Consider the following 1,304-nt stretch of genomic DNA (forward strand, 5'->3'; position numbering starts at 1 on the left):
TAGTAGGACTCCGTTACGTCTGTGTGTCGGCCTTGTTCAGGGGCAGTCTGAATGGGTGGACGCACATGAAGTCAATCGTGTTCGGGCGACGTTGGCGTTATTCGTGGCGGATGTGTTCGCCTCGGTGCCCCGCAAGGACCAGCGGGCCAAGAGCGACTGCTATCTGCGGGGATTGATGATGGACGGTCGCCGCAAGTCCATCCAGGCCATGGCTTCGCGGCTGCCGGACGGCAACGAGCAGAACCTGCAGCAGTTCGTGAACCAGTCCCCGTGGGATCCGGTGCCGGTGCGTCGGCGGATCGCTGAACGGATGGTGCCGCTGATCGGCCCGGAGGCCTGGGCGGTCGACGACGTGTCGTTTCCCAAGGACGGTCAGATGTCGGTCGGGGTCGCTCCCCAGTACTGCGGTGCGCTGGGCAAGCAGGCCAACTGCCAGGTCGCGGTCAGCGTGCACGCGGTTTCCGACGCTGCCTCGTGCCCGCTGAACTGGCGGCTGTTCCTGCCCCAGCAGTGGGCGCATGACGCCGTCCGACGCCGGCAGACCGGTGTGCCGGAGGACGTCGGGCACCGGGAGAAGTGGCGGATGGCCTTGGACGCCCTGGATGAACTGGCCACATGGCGCCTTGTGCCGCCGGTCGTGGTCTCGGATGCCGGCTACGGCCAGAACGCCGACTTCCGCGCCGGCCTGGCCGAACGGAAAATCGCGTACGTGGTCGGCATCCGCGGCGACATCACCGTCCAGCCGCACGAGGCGGTGCCTGCCGCCCCCGCCTGGTCCGGCAACGGCCGCCGTCCCGTTCCCCGCTACCGGCAGCCACCGGTGACGGTGGCGAAACTGGCTGCTGCCCACGGACGGGAAGCCTTCGGGGCAGTGACCTGGCGGGAAGGCTCCCGCGGCCCGATGACCTCACGCTTCCTCGCGATGCGGGTCCGGCCTGCCGGGGTGCGCTCGCGTCGGCTGGCCCAGGCAGCTGCGGTGGCCGAGCACGGCCGGTGGGACGGCGTCCTGCCCGAGGTACGGCTGCTGGCCGAATGGCCCGACGGCGAGGACGAACCGACCCGGTTCTGGTTGTCCGACCTGCCCGCCGACACCCCGGTCGCCGACCTGGTGCGGCTGGCAAAGATCCGCTGGCGCATCGAGCACGATTACCGCGAACTCAAGCACGGCCTGGGCCTGGACCATTTCGAAGGCCGTTCCTGGAACGGCTGGCACCACCACGCCACCCTGGTCACCGCCGCCCATGCCTTCCTCACCGAGCAGCGGCTGGCCCCAAAAGCCGACACGCCGGACTCCCCCTCTACCA

1 protein-coding gene is annotated in these 1,304 nt (G+C 69.2%); it reads left to right on the forward strand.

Annotated elements, in window-relative coordinates; translation table 11 throughout:
* Nucleotides 1-55: 55 nt before the first annotated feature.
* On the forward strand, nt 56-1,304 hold a 1,249-nt coding region (locus Q8A52_RS48840; protein ID WP_316765154.1), incomplete at its 3' end, for an IS701 family transposase.

It is taken from the genome of Streptomyces herbicida (assembly GCF_032656585.1).
Taxonomy (GTDB): Bacteria; Actinomycetota; Actinomycetes; order Streptomycetales; family Streptomycetaceae; genus Streptomyces; species Streptomyces herbicida.